This is a genomic window from Streptomyces gobitricini, assembly GCF_039532985.1.
GTDB classification, from domain to species: Bacteria; Actinomycetota; Actinomycetes; order Streptomycetales; family Streptomycetaceae; genus Streptomyces; species Streptomyces gobitricini.
Genome location: NZ_BAAASR010000030.1, coordinates 58,680 through 72,800 on the forward strand (window position 1 = coordinate 58,680; position 14,121 = coordinate 72,800).

The window sequence follows — 14,121 nt, forward strand, 5'->3', positions numbered from 1 at the left end:
CGGCCGGGGCCCGCCGGTGAGCCGGGGCGCGCGGGCCGGGAAGGCACGCCGCGACGACCCGGCCGCCGAGGCGTTCCTCGCCGGGCTGGCCCTCGTCAGGCGCCACCCGGCCCTCGCCGCGCTGGACGCCGAGATCTGCCGCTCCCGCGACTGCGAACTGAGCCCCCGCCACGGGCTCGCCACCGTCGACTCCAACGGCCGTGTCCATGTCCACCCCGACCGTCGAGCCGAGCCCGCCGACTGGGCCTGGGCCCTCGCGCACTGCCTGCTGCACCTCGGATTCGGCCACGTCCCCGCCCACCAGGACTCCCGTGAGCAACCCGACCGTTTCGAGCTGGCCGCCCGCTGCGCCGTCGTCAACCGCTTCATGCTCACCCTGCACATCGGCCGGCCCCCCGAGGACCACCCGGTGACGTTCCCGGACGGCGACGAGGAGCAGCTCGCCGCCCGCTGGCGCAAGACGGGCATCCCCGCGGGCCACGAGCACCGCGGTGCGGCCGAAGGCGTGCCCGACCAGGTCCTGGTCCCGTGGTCGCGGTGGCATGCCGTACCCGACTGGCAGCTCGCCTTCGCGCACGCCCTGACCCGTACGGTCTCCGAGACCATGGACGTCGCCGGCGGCCGGCGTGACGCGCTCACCGGCGAGGTCCGGCGGAAAGAGCCCTGGGACCGGGCGCTGAGCTGGTTCATCTCCTCCTACCCGCTGCTCGGCGGCATCGCGTCCGGTATGACCCTGGTCGCCGACGCCGGACTCGCCCGCGCCCACGGCGTCTCGATCGCCGCCGTCGACGCCACGCTCGGCGAGATCTACCTGAACCCGCTGCGCCGCTACGAGGACGAGGAGTGGAGGTTCGTCCTCGCCCACGAGATGCTCCACGCCGCGCTCCGCCACGGCGACCGGTGCGGTGCCCGCGACCCGTACCTCTACAACGTCGCCGCCGACTACGTCATCAACGGCTGGCTCGTCGAGATGGGCGTCGGCGCCATGCCCGAGGGGCTGCTGTACGACCCCGGCCTCAAAGGCCTGTCGGCCGAGGAGGTGTACGACCGGATCGTCACCGACGCCCGCCGGACGCGGCGCCTGGCGACCCTGCGGGGCAAAGGCGCGGGCGACATCCTCGGTGAACCCCTGGGAGGGCGCCCCCGCGACTACGCCGACCTGGACGAGTTCTACCGGCGAGGCCTGGTGCAGGGCTTCGACCTGCACACGAGCGGGGAGCGTGGCCTGCTGCCGGCCGGGCTCGTCGAGGAGATCCGGGCGCTGGCGCACCCGCCGGTGCCATGGGACGTCCGCCTGGCCCGCTGGTTCGACGAGTTCGTGCCCCGCCCGTATCCGGTGCGCAGTTTCGCGCGGCCGGCCCGCCGCCAGGCGGCCACGCCCGACATACCGCGCGCCGGCCGGTACGTCCCGCCCGAGGAGGTCGCCCGCTGCACCTTCGGCGTCGTCCTCGACACGTCCGGCTCCATGGACCGGCGGCTGCTCGGCAGCGCGCTCGGCGCCATCGCCTCGTACGCCGAGGCCAGGGACGTACCGGCGGCGCGGGTGGTGTTCTGCGACGCGGCCGCGCACGACGCCGGGTACCTGCCGCCGACGGAGATCGCCGGCCGGGTACGGGTCCGGGGCCGCGGGGGGACGGTCCTCCAGCCGGGCGTGGACCTTCTGCAGCGCGCCGAGGACTTCCCGCCCGGGGCGCCGGTGCTGATCATCACCGACGGGTACTGCGACACGCTCCGCGTCCGCCGCGAGCACGCCTATCTCGTCCCGGACGGCGCGAGGCTGCCGTTCACGGCACGGGGCCCGGTGTTCCGGCTCCGCTGAACGGGCGGTTCTCGCGCCGGAGCGGCACAACGGGTCCCGTCACGGGCAAAGGAACGCCCATGACCAGCATGCCCGGGCTCGCCGTCGCCGCACGTCGGGCCGCGCTGGTCACCCTGCTGGTGCTGGCCGCCCTGCTGGGTGTCGCCGCCGGGACAGCGGCGGCCACCGGTGCCGAGCCCCGCCCGGCCGCCTCCGCGGCGCCCGAACCGGACCTGACGGAGGCGGAGGCGGCCGCACCGCACCGCGCGGACCGCCGCCACCGGCGCGCCGTCCGCCCCCCGGCCCGCCGCCCGCACCGGCCCCCGACGACGACCGCGCCCGCCACGACACCCCTCCTCACGAACCGGCCGACGCTACGCGCTGTCCGGTGTGTGGTCCTGCGCTGCTGAGCGGTACGCCCCGCTCGCCACCGACCCCCACTTCACCGACGAGGAGCACAGCCATGCCCATGGACCCCTTCGCGGCCCTCACCGCGATGATCCGCGCCGAAGCCACCCGCGCCGCCGAGCCGGACCCCTCGCCGGCCGCCGACCCGGACCCCGCGCCCCGGTCGCCCGAGGAGGACGAGAAGTAACCACCGCCCGGGGGACGGGAAGGTACCGGAACCGGGCGGGCGGGAGGACGCCGTAACCCGGCGGACGGGAAGCGTCCGGCACCCCGGCCACCCCCGGCCCCGGCGGAGGGGGAACTCCTGCGGAGGGGGAGCTCCAGCGCTGGAGGAGTCCCCGCAGAGGGGGAGTCCCGGCAGAGGGGAGCGGTATCCGCCCCCGGCTGCCGGGTCACCCTCCCGGCGTCGACAGCCCCCGGGCCGCCCCCGCCAGCGCGTCCAGCACCGGCCGGATCAGCGGGTGCTCCTCCGCGCCCCGCCGCACCGCGGCGAACACGCGCCGGAACGCCGCCGGGCCCGCGACCGGGCGGACCACCACGTCCTTCAGTTCGATGCCCCGCAGCGCCGAACGCGGCACCAGCGCCACTCCCGCGCCCGCACCCGCCAGGGCGACCACGGCGCGGAAGTCGTCCGAGGAGTGCACGAGCCGGGGGTCGAAGCCGGCCAGCTCGCACGCGAGGAGCACCATGTCGTGGCACGGGTTGCCGGGGTAGGGCGCGATCCAGTCGGCGTCCGCGAGCGACGCCAAAGCCACCTCCGGCTCCAGCCCCAGCGGATGCCCGGCCCGCAGCACCGCGTCGAACGGCTCGGCGTACAGCGGCACGCGCGCGAGGCGCCGGTCGCCCTCGCGCGGAGCTCCCCGGTACTCCACCGCCAGCGCCACGTCCGCCTCGCCGTCCAGGACCAGCGGCAGCGACTCGTCGCCCTCCGCGTCCCGCACGCGCACCCGGATACCGGGGTGCGTCCCGGCCAGCCGCCCGATCGCCGGTGCGAGCACCTCGGCGATCCCGGTCGCGAACGCGGCGACCGTCACCTCGCCCGCGCTGCCGCCCGCGTACGCCGCGAGTTCCGCCTCGGCCCGCTCCAGCTGCGCCAGCACCTCGTGGGCGTGCTCCAGCAGGATCTCACCGGCCGCCGTGAGCCGTACGCCCTTGCCGCTGCGGGTGAGCAGCACGTGGCCCGTCTCCTGCTCCAGCGCGGCGAGCTGCTGCGAGACGGCGGACGGGGTCAGATACAGCGCCGCGGCCGCGGCGGTCACCGTACGGTGGTCCGCCGCGGCCCGCAGGATGCGCAGCCGCCGGGGGTCGATCACCCTGCCATTGTCACTCAGCCCTCACCCGGGCCACGGCCGGCCGTCCCCGACCCCCCGGCCACGGTCGGCCGTCCCGACCCCCTGGCCGGTCCGCGACCCCCCGGCCGGTCCCCGACCCCGGGCGTCAGCCCGCCATCGCGGCCCTGGCGTCGACGAACGCCGCCACCGCCCGCTCCACGTCCCGCGTCGAGTGCGCCGCCGACAGCTGCACCCGGATGCGGGCCTGCCCCATGGGCACCACCGGGTACGAGAAGCCGATCACGTACACCCCCCGCTCCAGCAGTAGCTCCGCCATCCGGCCGGCCTCGGCCGCGTCACCGATCATCACCGGGGCGATCGCGTGGTCGCCGGGCAGGATCTCGAAGCCCGCCTCCGTCATCTTCGTACGGAACAGCTTGGTGTTGGCCTCCAGCTTCTCCCGCAGGTCACCGGCCGACTCCAGCAGGTCCAGGACCTTCAGGGACGCGGCGGCGATCACCGGGGCGAGGGAGTTCGAGAAGAGGTACGGGCGCGAACGCTGGCGCAGCAGCTCCACGATCTCCGCACGCGCCGCCACGTAGCCGCCGGACGCGCCGCCGAGCGCCTTGCCGAGCGTCCCGGTGATGATGTCGACCCGGTCCATCACGCCGTGCAGCTCCGGCGTCCCCCGGCCACCCGGGCCGACGAAGCCGACCGCGTGCGAATCGTCGACCATCACCATGGCGTCGTACCGGTCGGCGAGGTCGCAGATCTCCCGCAGCGGCGCGACGTAACCGTCCATGGAGAACACGCCGTCGGTGACGATGAGGCGCCGCCGGGCGTCCTGCGTCTCCTTGAGCTGCTTCTCCAGGTCCGCCATGTCCCGGTTGGCGTACCGGTGGCGGCGCGCCTTGGACAGCCGGATGCCGTCGATGATGGAGGCGTGGTTGAGGGCGTCGGAGATCACCGCGTCCTCGGGGCCGAGCAGTGTCTCGAAGACACCGCCGTTCGCGTCGAAGCAGGAGGAGTACAGGATCGTGTCCTCCTGCCCCAGGAACGCCGACAGCCGCTGCTCCAGCTCCTTGTGCACGTCCTGCGTCCCGCAGATGAACCGCACGGACGCCATGCCGTAACCCCAGCGGTCCAGCGCCTCCTTCGCGGCGGCGACGACCTCGGGGTGGTCGGCGAGGCCAAGGTAGTTGTTGGCGCAGAAGTTCAGCACGTCACCGGAGGGGACGGACACCTTCGCGCTCTGCGGGGTGCCGATGACCCGCTCCGGCTTGTAGAGACCGGCGTCGCGGATCTCGTCGAGGGTGGTGCGCAGCTCGTCGCGGACGGACGCGTACATGAAAGGGATCTCCTAGGGGAAAGGCCGGGGGAAGGTCAGACGGTCCAGTCGAGGATGATCTTGCCGCTGCGGGCGGTGGCCGCCTCGTCGAAGGCGGCGTCGAAGTCCTGGTAGCCGTAGCTGCCGGTGATCACCGGGCTGAGGTCGAGTCCGCCCTCCAGCAGCACGGTCATCGCGTACCACGTCTCGAACATCTCGCGGCCGTAGATGCCCTTGACCGTGATCATGGAGGTGACGATCTTGGACCAGTCGACGGCGAACTCCTCGGCGGGCAGGCCCAGCATCGCGATGCGGCCGCCGTGCGTCATGTTGGCGACCATGTCCCGCATGGCCTCCGGCCGGCCGGACATCTCCAGGCCGATGTCGAACCCCTCGCGCAGCCCGAGCTGCCGCTGCGCCTCACCGATGCCGCTCTCCGCGACGTTCACGGCGAGCGTCGCGCCCACCTTGCGGGCCAGCTCCAGCCGCGACTCGCTCACATCGGTGATCACCACGTTGCGGGCACCCGCGTGCCGGGCGACCGCTGCCGCCATGATGCCGATCGGGCCGGCGCCCGTGATCAGGACGTCCTCGCCGACGAGCGGGAAGGACAGCGCGGTGTGCACGGCGTTGCCGAACGGGTCGAAGATCGCCGCCACGTCCAGGTCGACCTTCGTGCGGTGCACCCACACATTGGACGCGGGCAGCGCGACGTACTCGGCGAACGCGCCGTCCCGCCCGACGCCCAGCCCGACCGTGGCCCGGCACAGGTGACGCCTCCCCGCCAGGCAGTTGCGGCACTTGCCGCACACCAGATGGCCCTCACCGCTGACCAGGTCGCCCACCGCGATGTCCGTGACGTCGGAACCGACGTGCGCCACCTCGCCGACGAACTCGTGACCCAGCACCAGCGGCGCCGACACCGCCTGCCGCGCCCAGCCGTCCCAGGCGCGGATGTGCAGGTCCGTACCGCAGATGCCGGTGCGCAACACCCGGATCAGCACGTCGCCGGGGCCGGTCCGGGGCTCCGGCACGTCCATGAGCCGGAGACCGGGTTCGGCCTTGTGCTTGACGAGTGCCTTCATGGGTGCGGCTCCATGCGGAAGGGGAGAGATCGTGAACGCGCACCAATCTGCCCACCCGCGCCCGCCGCGTCCATCGAGGTTTTCTTAAGCGGGTCAACAGCGCAGCTTCACGCGCCACGCCGGTTACGTTCGGCACATGACGACGGAGGTCTGGTACACGTCCTACGGCTCCAACACGCACGTCGACCGCCTGGCCCACTACATCGTCGGCGGCACGCCCCCGGGCGGTGCCCGCGCCTGCCCCGGCTGCCGCGACCGCCGCCTGCCGACCGCCTCCGTCCCGGTGGAGCTGAGGGGCGCTTTGTACTTCGCCACCGAATCCCCGGTGTGGACGGGCGGCCGCGCGTTCTACGACCCGGACGCCGACGGCCGCGTGCTGGCCCGCGCGCACCGGATCACCGCCGAGCAGTTCTGCGACATCGCGGCCCAGGAGATGTACCGCGTCCCCGGCCCGGAGACCGATCTCGACCTGGCCGCGGTCCCGCGCGACGGCAGCAGGGTGGTGCTGGGCGACGGGCGTTACGAGACCCTCGTCCGCCCCGGCACCCTCGACGGGCTGCCCCTGCTCACCTTCACGGCCCCCTGGCGCATGCACGACGTCGAGTGGACGAGCCCCTCCGCCGACTACCTCCGCCACCTCGCCGCCGGCCTCCTCGCGGCGGGCGCCTGGAACGCGGACAGCGTCGCCACGTACCTCGCCTCCTGCCCGGGCGCGGCGGGCCACTGGACCCGGCAGCGGATCCGGGACCTGATCGCACCCTCCCCGTAGGACACCCCCGCCACGGGAACGGCGGCGGGGGACCCCGCCGCACCGGACGCCCCTGCCCGGCGCGGGGAAGCGGTGTGCCACGTTCCGCGACACCGGCCTTCGCCCGTCCTCGTCCGGATCCGGGCGCGCCGGATCCGGGCGCCGGCCCGGTCGGGCCCGCCTCATTACCCGCGCGGTAATCGACCCGTCCCCGGCCCGACCGGCAAGGTGGCGGTACGGGGTCCGGCCGGCGCACTCCGGCCGGACCCCGGCCCCGCCCCTGACACCCCCCCCGCGATGGAGGCTGACCCGCCATGTCCCAGGCCCTGCTCGCCGGCATCTCCCGTACCACCGAGCCGCACACCATGCTGCGCCGCTTCCTCGCCCTGGACGCCGTCGTCACGGGGGCCAACGGGCTGGCGTACGTCCTCGCCTCCGCGAGCCTCGGGCGGCTGCTCGGGGTGGACGCGACGCTCCTGCTCGGACTCGGTGTCTTCCTCACCGGGTACGCCGCCGGTGTCGGCCACCTCGCCTCCCGGCCACAACCGCCCGCGACGGGCGTCAAGCTCGTCGTCGACGCCAATCTGGCCTGGGCGGCGCTCAGTGTCGTCGCGCTCGTCGCGTGGCTGTCGCCCAGCACGGCCGGGACGGTGTGGATCCCGGTGCAGGCCGCGACCGTGGCCGCCTTCGCCGCCCTCCAGTGGGCCGCGCTCCGGGCGGCGGGCCGCTAGAGCGACCGGAGGTACTTGACCGTCGCCGGGTCGGCCGGGAGGAGCGTCTCGATGGCCAGCTCGGCGACCGTCACGTCCATCGGCGTGTTGAACGTCGAGATGGACGACACGAAGGACAGCACGTGCCCGTCGTGCTCGATCCGCAGCGGCAGGGCGAAGTACGGGTACGGAGGCGGATCGTCACGGTCCTCCGCGTCGGCGCCCGCCGGCGGCACCGGGTAGGCCGAGACCTCCTCGTACACCCGCCGCAGCGGCTCCGAGCGCACCAGCGCCAGCTGGCGTTCCATCTGGGCCAGCAGATGGCCGCGCCACTCCCGCAGGTTGCGGATCCTCGGCGCCAGGCCCTCCGGGTGCAGGGTGACCCGCATGGCGTTCAGCGGCGGGGTCAGCAGGTGCTCGGGCAGCCCGTCCAGCAGCATGGTGATGCCCCGGTTCGCGGCCACCACCGTGTACGAGCCGTCCACGACGATCGCCGGATACGGGTCGTACCCCACCAGCAGCTGCTCGATGCCCGCGCGCAGCGTCTCCAGCGACGGGTCGTCCAGGGACGTCTCGGCGTACCGGGGGGCGTAACCGGCGGCCAGCAGCAGGGCGTTGCGCTCCCGGGCCGGCACCTCCAGGTGCTCGGCCAGGCGCAGGATCATCTCCTCGCTCGGACGCGACCGGCCCGTCTCGATGAAGGAGATGTGCCGGGCGGACGAGTCCGCGCGCAGTGCCAGCTCCAGTTGGCTCAGCCGCCGCCGCTCACGCCAGCCGCGCATCAGCGGCCCTACTCCCTTACCGGTGGCGACAGTTGTCATACCGCAGACGGTAACCCACGTGTCGGCCACGGGCCCGTGCCACCGGACCGTATCGTCACGGTCACGTCGTCATCGTCCGCACCGACCCGGAGGGAGCACGGGACATGCCCACTGAGCCGCTGTCGCAGAAGGAGATCGAGGACCGGCTGCGCGAACTTCCCGGCTGGTCCCAGGAGGGCGACCGGATCGCCCGCACCTACCGCCTCGGCACGCACTTCGCCGCGACGGCCATGGTGGTCCACGTCGCCCAGATCCAGGAGGAGCTGAACCACCACTCCGACCTCACCCTCGGCTACAACACCGTCAACCTCACCGTGAACACCCATGACGCGGGTGGCGCGATCACGGAGAAGGACTTCACGCTCGCCTCCCGGGTCGAGGGGATCGCCCCCTCCCACGGCGCGAACTGACCGCCTACGCGCGCGTGCCGCCCGTCCGCGGCGCCCGCAGCGAGTCGGCCACGTAGGCGTCGAGGTCGGGGCGGTCGGGCGCGAGCATGTGCCGTACCCAGGCGTCCCGTTCGTGCGCCAGCGGCGGCAGCTCCCAGACGCAGCCGATCCAGGGCCGGTCCAGGGGCACGAAACGCGTCGGATCCCGGTCCGGGCAGCCGAGCGCCGGCTGCCCGGCCACGGCGATGGAACAGTGCAGGACGTTGTCCCACACCCAGCTGTACGTGTTGAGGTACGCGCCGTCGTCGCCGCCCCGGTGCAGGACGGTGAACGACGCCGGCGGAGTGGTCCCGTCCAGCTCCGGCAACAGGTTGGGGAGGAGCGCGTAGGCCGCCTCCTGCACCTCCGGGGCGATGCCGGACGGGTCGGCGGTGACGTGATAGCGCTTGACGCGGCGGCCGGCCACTTCGACCGGCGGTGGGACGGAGAGCGATTTCTCTGCGAAAGCCATGGCTGGACCGTACGAGCGGTTCACTGACACCCTGTGTCAGTGAAGTCCAGCCGGCTCCTGTCGATCCTCCTCCTGCTCCAGACCAGGGGCCGGATGACCGCCGCCCGGCTCGCCGCCGAGCTGGAGGTCTCGGTCCGCACCGTCTACCGGGACGTCGAGGCCCTGCACGCGGCGGGCGTTCCGCTGTACGGGGACGCCGGTCACCGCGGCGGCTACGAGCTGCTCGCCGGCTACCGGACCCGCCTGACCGGCCTGTCCGCCGACGAGGCCGAGGCCCTGTTCCTGACGGCGCTGCCCGGTCCGGCCGCTGACCTCGGGCTCGGTCCCGCCGTCGCCGGCGCCCGGCTCAAGCTGCGTGCCGCCCTGCCTCCCGGACTGCGGGCGCAGGCCGACCGGATGAGCCGACGGTTCCACCTGGACGCGCCCGGCTGGTACGCGGACGGCGACGACGTGCCGTTCCTGCCCGCCGTCGCGGACGCGGTGTGGCGCGGCCGGGTCCTGGCCGTCCGCTACCGCCGCTGGACCGAGCCGACCGACGTCGACCGCCGCCTGGAGCCGTACGGGCTGGTGCTCAAGGCGGGCCGCTGGTACGTGGTGGCGGCGCGCCCCGGCGGCTCGGGGCCGCGCACGTACCGGGTCGACCGGATCCTCCGGCTCACCGTCACGGACGACGGGTTCGACGTACCGGAGGATTTCGACCTGGCCGCCCACTGGCAGGCCTACCAGCGGGACTTCCACGCCCGCCTGTACCGGGGCGAGGCCCTGGTCCGCCTCTCGCCGCGCGGGCTCACCCGGCTGACCGGCGCCGCCGCCCGGGCCGCGGCCGCCACCGGCACCCGTGAACCGGACGGCTGGACGCGCGCCCGGCTGCCGGTCGAGTCGACGGACCGCGCGCACGACCAGTTCCTGGCCCTCGGTTCCGACGCGGAGGTCCTCGGCCCTCCCGAACTGCGCGCCCGGCTGGCCGGGACTGCCCGCGTGCTCGCGGACCGGTACGCCGGCACCGGCCGGGCCGCGCACGCCTCCGGTGCGCGAGAAGACTCCTGAAGGTCCCGGCCTGAGCCTCCAGCCCGCTGCCTTGCTGCCTTCGTGTCTTCTCGGGCCTCAGGGGCGGGGAAGCGGCGATCGTCCAAGCACGCACCGAGGTGCCCGTCTTCCCCGGCCGGCCCTGCCGGAAGGACCCCTCGTGGGACGGATTCCTTGCGGAAACGGCAACAGAGCTCGCCGTGATCGCGTCCCGGCCGCCACCCTGTCGGCATGAGCCAACACCACCACGGTCACCACCCCCATGACGACACCCACATGGACTGGTCCGAGATGCTGCCGCTGCTGGAGAACGGCGCCGAGCTCCAGAGCGGGCTGTACCGGCGGGCCGCGGCCTGGCTCGGCGAGCTGCTGCCGGCGGCCGGTGTGCGCCGGATCCTCGACGTGGGCAGCGGACCGGGCGTGCTGTCGTGCCTGCTCGCCGAGGCCTTCCCGTACGCCGAGGTCGTCGCCGTCGACGCCACGCCCGAGCTCCTGGAGCGCACCGGCGAGCGCGCCCGTGCGGCCGGCCTCGGCGAGCGGATCACCACGCGCCGGGCAGACCTCCCGGACGGCATCGCCGGACTGGGGGGCGCCGACCTCATCTGGGCGGCCGACTTCCTGCACCACCTCGGTGACCAGCGTGCCGCCGTCGGCGACCTGGCGGGACTGCTGCGCCCCGGCGGCCTGCTGGCGGTCGTGGAGGGCGGGCTGCCGACACGGCGGCTGCCACGGGACCCCGGCATCGGGCGTCCGGGGCTGGAGGCCCGGATGGACGCCGCGCACGCCGAGTGGTTCGCCGAGATGCGGGCCGGGCTGCCCGGAGCCGAGGAGGACACCGACGACTGGCGGGCGCTGCTGTCCGGCGCCGGTCTGGTGCCGAGCGGCACCCGCTCGTTCCTCCACGACGTGCCGGCGCCCGTCACGGACGCCGTACGCGGGCAGATCGTGGCCGGGTTCGCCCGGCACCGCGAGGCGCTCGGCGACCGTCTCGCTCCCGACGACCGGGCCGCGCTCGACCGGCTGCTGGACCCGGCCGAACCGCGGGGCCTGCACCAGCGGCCGGACCTGTTCATGCTGACCGCCCGCACGGTCCACACCGCCCGCCGCGGCTGAGCGCGAGCGACCGGGCCGTCACGGCAACAGGGGCGTGGTGTCCTGGTACGGGTTGACCGGCTCCGGGACCCGGTCCACCGTCCGGGCGTCGACCGCCACCGAGGCCGTCGCGGTCCCCAGCTTTCCGCCGCCCCCGGGGTGCCAGGTGCCCGTCACGGTCACCCAGGTGTCGGCGGGGGGCGCGGGGGCGCCGTGCACGCGGACGCGCAGCGACCGGGAGTCGGCCGCGCAGCAGCTGACGACCAGCCGGGTGAGGTACCAGCCGCCGGCGCGGTCCTTCGCGGGCGTGACGAACCCGGTCATCAGGACCGTACGGCCGGCGAGGCTGCGGTCCCGGTCCTGCTGGACCCGCGCGATGAACCCCGACAGCGCGAGCGGGGCCGGGTCGGCGTCCGGCAACCGGTGGAACTCCGACACCCGGGCCACCGCGTTGTCGGTCTCGCGCGCCGCCGTGTACGAGCCGAGCGCGGGCGGGGCGTACAGCAGCAGGCCGAGGACGGGCAGGAAGAGGAGCCAGGCGACGCGCGGCCCGCTCCCGTGCCCATGGCCGTCACCGTCCCCGTGGCAGCCCCCGTCCACGCCCCCGTCCCCGTCCGCGTGCCCGCCGTCCATCCCCCCGCCGGAGTCGCGGCGGGCCGCGAACGGCAGGCCGTCCCGTACGGCGCCGACCACACCCAGGACGAGCAGCAGCACGGCGGACGCGATGAGGAAAGGCCGCAGGCCCTCCTTCACGTACCGCAGGTAGACCTGGCTCAGCACCGAGATGTGCAGGACGGCGGCGCCGGTGAGCAGCAGCAGGGCCGCCTGGATGTGCCGCCTCACAGCAGCCACCAGCCCGTCAGGCAGGCGCTGGTCACGGCGACCACCGCGGTGACGGAGGAGAAGCGCATCGCGAAGGCCCTTCCGAAGGTGCCGGCCTGGAGGGCGATCAGCTTCACGTCGACCATGGGCCCCACGACCATGAACGTCAGCCGCGCGGTGGGGGAGAAGCCGGTGAGCGACGCGGCGACGAACGCGTCGGCCTCCGAGCAGACGGCGAGCACGATGGCCAGGGCGGCGAGGAAGAGCACCGACAGCCAGGGGGAGTCGGCGAAGGTGTCGAGGACCGAGCGCGGCACGAGCACGTTGAAGCAGGCCGCCGCCATGGCGCCGACGACGAGGAATCCGCCCGCGTGCAGGAAGTCGTGCTGGAACCCGATCCGGAACTCCTCCCAGCGGCTGTGTCCGGCCCGGTGGCCGGTGTGCCGCGCGGGCATCCTCAGCCACTCGGCCCGCCCCCACTTCAGCCACAGCCAGCCCATGGTGGCCGCCGTCGCGAGGGACGCCACGAGCCGGGCGGCCACCATGCCCGGCTGGCCGGGGAAGGCGACGGCGGTGGACACCAGTACGACGGGGTTGACCGCGGGCGCGGAGAGCAGGAACGCGAACGCCGCGGCCGGGGTGACCCCGCGCCTGATGAGGCTCCCGGCGACCGGTACGGAGGCGCACTCGCAGCCGGGCAGCACCACGCCCGCCGCGCCGGCGACGGGCACGGCCAGGGCGGGGTTGCGGGGCAGCGCCCGGCTGAACACCCGGGCGGGGACGAAGGCGTTGACGGCCCCCGAGATCACGGTGCCGAACAGCAGGAAGGGCAGCGCCTGCACGGTCAGCGCCACGCAGATGGTCTGCCACGCCCGGAAGCCGGGGTGGTTCAGCACGGGCACCGCGAGCGCGGTGACCAGCAGCAGCGACACGGCTCCGGTGACGGTGACGGACAGCGGTATCGCGCCGGGTGGACGCTCTCCCGCCGGTGCGGCTCGGTTCATGGAGCGACACCCTAGCCGCAGCGGCGAACGATAATCATTTCGGCCTGGCCTGGCCACACCTCGCCACGCCTCGCCTGGCCTGTACTGGGCTCGGCAGGTCCGTCCGGACGACGGTGGGAACGAATGGCCGCGCTGGTGGCGGGGCCGCGCGGACGCCTTCCGCGCGGCCCCGTCCGCAGCGCGGGCCCGGTCCGGTGCCGGTCAGGCGCCGAACACGGCCGGGTCGGGGCCCAGGCGCTTGCCCTCGTCGAGGGCGGCGAGGGCCGCGAGGTCGTCGGCGTCCAGCTCGAAGTCGAAGACGTCGATGTTCTCCTGGATCCGGGACGGCGTCACGGACTTCGGGATCACGATGTTGCCGAGCTGGAGGTGCCAGCGCAGCACCACCTGGGCGGGGGTGCGGCCGTGCTTCCGGGCGACCGCGACGATGGTCGGGACCTCCAGCAGGCCCCTGCCCTGGCCGAGCGGGGACCAGGCCTCGGTCCGGATGCCGTGCCTGTCGTGGAACGCGCGGGACTCGGCCTGCTGGAGCTGGGGGTGGAGCTCGATCTGGTTGAGCACCGGGACGACGGAGGTCTCCCCGAGGAGGCGCTCCAGGTGCTCGGGCAGGAAGTTGGAGACGCCGATGGCCTTGGCGCGGCCGTCCGCGTGGATCTTCTCGAACGCCTTGTAGGTGTCGGTGTACAGGTCCTTCGAGGGCACGGGCCAGTGGATCAGGTACAGGTCCACGTAGTCGAGACCCAGCCGGTCCAGCGACGCGTCGAACGCGCGCAGCGCCGCGTCGTGGCCCTGCTCGCTGTTCCAGAGCTTGGTGGTGACGAAGAGCTCGTCACGGGCGATGCCGGAGGCGGCGATGGCCTCGCCGGTGCCCTTCTCGTTCTCGTAGATCGCTGCGGTGTCGATGCTGCGGTATCCGGCCTCGAGGGCCGTGCCCACCGCCTTCGCCGCCTCGTCGTCGGGCACCTGCCAGACACCGAAGCCGAGCTGCGGCATGGAGACACCGTTGTTGAGGGTGATGGAGGGGACCTTGCTCACGAGCGGTCGATCCTTACGTCGTCGGTTGTTACGTTCAGGTGCAACGATCACCTTTCGTCACCTGTTCCCGGAAACCG

16 protein-coding genes are annotated in these 14,121 nt (G+C 73.9%); 8 read left to right on the forward strand and 8 right to left on the reverse strand.

Annotated elements, in window-relative coordinates:
* The first annotated feature begins 16 nt into the window (after positions 1 to 16).
* Genes ABD347_RS24980 through ABD347_RS24990 form a run of 3 tightly spaced genes read left to right on the forward strand, consistent with a single transcriptional unit; the run spans position 17 to position 2,393 of the window.
* Entirely contained in the window at positions 17 to 1,819 is a 1,803-nt protein-coding gene (locus ABD347_RS24980; protein WP_344365280.1) for a vWA domain-containing protein, read from the forward strand.
* Between the two features lie 59 nt (positions 1,820 to 1,878).
* A complete protein-coding gene (locus tag ABD347_RS24985; RefSeq protein WP_344365282.1) occupies positions 1,879 to 2,208 on the forward strand; it encodes a hypothetical protein in 330 nt (109 codons plus the stop codon).
* A 53-nt stretch (positions 2,209 to 2,261) separates the two neighbouring features.
* The gene (locus ABD347_RS24990; RefSeq protein ID WP_344365285.1) at positions 2,262 to 2,393 is read left to right on the forward strand and encodes a hypothetical protein; all 132 of its coding nucleotides are present in this window, start codon (positions 2,262 to 2,264) and stop codon (positions 2,391 to 2,393) included.
* 205 nt (positions 2,394 to 2,598) lie between these two features.
* On the opposite strand, the gene ABD347_RS24995 is transcribed toward ABD347_RS24990, so the two are convergent.
* The 3 genes from ABD347_RS24995 to tdh all read right to left on the reverse strand — a co-directional run bounded on the left by ABD347_RS24995 (position 2,599) and on the right by tdh (position 5,889).
* Complete coding sequence (locus ABD347_RS24995) at positions 2,599 to 3,519, reverse strand: LysR family transcriptional regulator (RefSeq protein ID WP_344365288.1); 921 nt, start codon at positions 3,517 to 3,519, stop codon at positions 2,599 to 2,601.
* A 124-nt stretch (positions 3,520 to 3,643) separates the two neighbouring features.
* A complete protein-coding gene (locus ABD347_RS25000) occupies positions 3,644 to 4,825 on the reverse strand; it encodes a glycine C-acetyltransferase (protein ID WP_344365291.1) in 1,182 nt (393 codons plus the stop codon).
* 35 nt (positions 4,826 to 4,860) lie between these two features.
* Entirely contained in the window at positions 4,861 to 5,889 is a 1,029-nt protein-coding gene (gene tdh / locus ABD347_RS25005) for an L-threonine 3-dehydrogenase (protein WP_344365294.1), read from the reverse strand.
* Positions 5,890 to 6,025: 136 nt separating this feature from the next.
* On the opposite strand from tdh, the gene ABD347_RS25010 reads away from it, so the two are divergent.
* The gene (locus ABD347_RS25010; RefSeq protein WP_344365297.1) at positions 6,026 to 6,658 is read left to right on the forward strand and encodes a histone deacetylase; all 633 of its coding nucleotides are present in this window, start codon (positions 6,026 to 6,028) and stop codon (positions 6,656 to 6,658) included.
* Between the two features lie 293 nt (positions 6,659 to 6,951).
* Entirely contained in the window at positions 6,952 to 7,368 is a 417-nt protein-coding gene (locus tag ABD347_RS25015) for a hypothetical protein (RefSeq protein ID WP_344365299.1), read from the forward strand.
* Here ABD347_RS25015 and ABD347_RS25020 read toward each other — a convergent pair.
* The gene (locus ABD347_RS25020; protein WP_344365301.1) at positions 7,365 to 8,168 is read right to left on the reverse strand and encodes a helix-turn-helix domain-containing protein; all 804 of its coding nucleotides are present in this window, start codon (positions 8,166 to 8,168) and stop codon (positions 7,365 to 7,367) included. The genes ABD347_RS25015 and ABD347_RS25020 overlap by 4 nt on opposite strands.
* A gap of 104 nt (positions 8,169 to 8,272) precedes the next feature.
* Here ABD347_RS25020 and ABD347_RS25025 point away from each other — a divergent pair, with 104 nt between their 5' ends.
* Positions 8,273 to 8,578 carry a 4a-hydroxytetrahydrobiopterin dehydratase gene (locus ABD347_RS25025; protein WP_344365303.1) on the forward strand — a complete coding sequence of 102 codons (306 nt, stop codon included), beginning with the start codon at positions 8,273 to 8,275 and terminating at the stop codon, positions 8,576 to 8,578.
* Between the two features lie 4 nt (positions 8,579 to 8,582).
* Here ABD347_RS25025 and ABD347_RS25030 read toward each other — a convergent pair whose 3' ends face one another.
* On the reverse strand, positions 8,583 to 9,068 hold the full coding sequence (locus ABD347_RS25030; protein ID WP_344365305.1) for a hypothetical protein: 486 nt from the start codon (positions 9,066 to 9,068) through the stop codon (positions 8,583 to 8,585).
* A 39-nt stretch (positions 9,069 to 9,107) separates the two neighbouring features.
* Between ABD347_RS25030 and ABD347_RS25035 the strand changes: the two genes are divergently transcribed.
* Both ABD347_RS25035 and ABD347_RS25040 read left to right on the forward strand, forming a co-directional pair.
* Positions 9,108 to 10,115: a helix-turn-helix transcriptional regulator gene (locus tag ABD347_RS25035; RefSeq protein WP_344365307.1), complete on the forward strand. Its 1,008-nt coding sequence runs from the start codon at positions 9,108 to 9,110 to the stop codon at positions 10,113 to 10,115.
* A 210-nt stretch (positions 10,116 to 10,325) separates the two neighbouring features.
* Positions 10,326 to 11,207, forward strand: a complete 882-nt coding sequence (locus tag ABD347_RS25040) for a class I SAM-dependent methyltransferase (protein ID WP_344365309.1) — start codon at positions 10,326 to 10,328, stop codon at positions 11,205 to 11,207.
* 18 nt (positions 11,208 to 11,225) lie between these two features.
* Here ABD347_RS25040 and ABD347_RS25045 read toward each other — a convergent pair whose 3' ends face one another.
* The 3 genes from ABD347_RS25045 to ABD347_RS25055 all read right to left on the reverse strand — a co-directional run bounded on the left by ABD347_RS25045 (position 11,226) and on the right by ABD347_RS25055 (position 14,044).
* Complete coding sequence (locus ABD347_RS25045; RefSeq protein ID WP_344365311.1) at positions 11,226 to 12,029, reverse strand: TIGR03943 family putative permease subunit; 804 nt, start codon at positions 12,027 to 12,029, stop codon at positions 11,226 to 11,228.
* Positions 12,026 to 13,012 carry a permease gene (locus tag ABD347_RS25050; RefSeq protein ID WP_344365312.1) on the reverse strand — a complete coding sequence of 329 codons (987 nt, stop codon included), beginning with the start codon at positions 13,010 to 13,012 and terminating at the stop codon, positions 12,026 to 12,028. Before ABD347_RS25050 ends, ABD347_RS25045 begins: the two co-directional genes overlap by 4 nt.
* A gap of 201 nt (positions 13,013 to 13,213) precedes the next feature.
* Positions 13,214 to 14,044: an aldo/keto reductase gene (locus tag ABD347_RS25055; protein ID WP_344365313.1), complete on the reverse strand. Its 831-nt coding sequence runs from the start codon at positions 14,042 to 14,044 to the stop codon at positions 13,214 to 13,216.
* Between the last annotated feature and the right edge of the window lie 77 nt (positions 14,045 to 14,121).